This window comes from Pseudoroseomonas ludipueritiae (assembly GCF_014490445.1).
GTDB lineage: Bacteria > Pseudomonadota > Alphaproteobacteria > Acetobacterales > Acetobacteraceae > Pseudoroseomonas > Pseudoroseomonas ludipueritiae.
Genome location: NZ_JACTUZ010000337.1, coordinates 1 through 1,284 on the forward strand (window position 1 = coordinate 1; position 1,284 = coordinate 1,284).

Annotated in this window: 2 protein-coding genes; both read left to right on the forward strand. The window is 73.8% G+C overall.

The features are described 5' to 3' along the window. Nucleotides 1-461: hypothetical protein (locus tag IBL25_RS26165; RefSeq protein WP_187781351.1), on the forward strand; the 461-nt coding region annotated here is incomplete at its 5' end. A gap of 69 nt (nt 462-530) precedes the next feature. Next, a partial coding sequence (locus IBL25_RS26170; protein WP_187781352.1) for a cache domain-containing protein occupies nt 531-1,284 on the forward strand: 754 nt, incomplete at its 3' end.

Consider the following 1,284-nt stretch of genomic DNA (forward strand, 5'->3'; position numbering starts at 1 on the left):
CGCTGCGTGCCGCCGCCCGCATGGCCGCCGCCGATTTCGCCGACCAGGGCAGCCGGTTGCAGGGCCGCCCCGCCGAGACGGCGCGCGCCGTCGGCCGGCTGGAATGGCTGACGGCGACGCTTTCCACCGACCCGCGCTACAGCGCCCTGCCGGAAGGCGTGGCCATGTCGCTCCGCGCCGGCGCGGCCGAGGCGCGGGCCAACCTGGGCATGGTGGCGGATACGCCCCCGGCCCAGGCCACTGCCGTGCTGACCGAGATCGCCCGTGCGCTGGATGCCGGCGCCACGCCGAACTTCCCGGCTTCGGTCTTCCCCGCCGGGCCGGAGCGCAGCATGCAGCGGCTGCGGGCGCCGGGGCCTTTCCCGCAGGCTGGCATCGCCACCGGCCAGGCCTCCGAGGCCATCGCGGCGACGGATCGCCAGGGCGGCTGGAACCCCGGCGTCGGGCAATCCCCGTTTTGAACGCCGCTTAACCCTGCGGTAAGCCAGCCGGCCCATCCTGCGCTTCCATGAAAGAAGGAGGCGCGGGCAATGGGCCTGTGGCGCAACTCGGTCAGGTCCCGCATTGCCCTGGCCATCCTGGCGGCGAGCCTTGGTGCATCGGCCCTGCTGTTTGGCCTGAATGCCATGCAGCGCGCGGATTCGGCGCGGGACGAGATGGCGCAGGCGGTGGAACAGCGCCGCGCCGCCCTGCGCACCGCGATGGAGGAGGAGAAGCGCCTCGCCGCCGCCCTGGCCGGAACGCTGGCCAACACGCCCCAGGTGGCGGCCGCCCTGCTGGCCGGGGACCGCGCGGCGCTGGAAGCGCAGGTGAAGCCGGTGCAGGCCCTGCTGGTGCAGCGCTTCGGCCGCGTCATCCTGACCTTTTCCCGCGCCCCGGGCGTCGTGCTGCATCGGGCGCATGACCCCGCCGCGCATGGTGACGAATATGCCAGCCGCCGCACCACGGTGCGGGAGACCTACCGCACAGCCCGCCCCGTGGAAGGGTTGGAGCCGGGGCGGGATAATATCAGCGTCTTTGCCGATGCCCCGGTGCTGGGGCCGGATGGCAAGGTCGGCGCCGTGGTGGATCTCGGCATGGCCATCGGGGACAATCTGGCGGCGCGGGTGAAGCAGGCCACCGGCGCTGACATCACCTTCTTCCAGAAGCGTGGCGAGGGCCTCGTCTCCATCGGCTCCACCCTGGGCGGCCGGGCGCTGCTGCCGCCGGCGGTGCTGGCCGGCGCCCTGTCCGCCCCGGTGCAGGCGCAGGCGGTGCTGGACAACCGGCGCCGTGTCGCGGCCG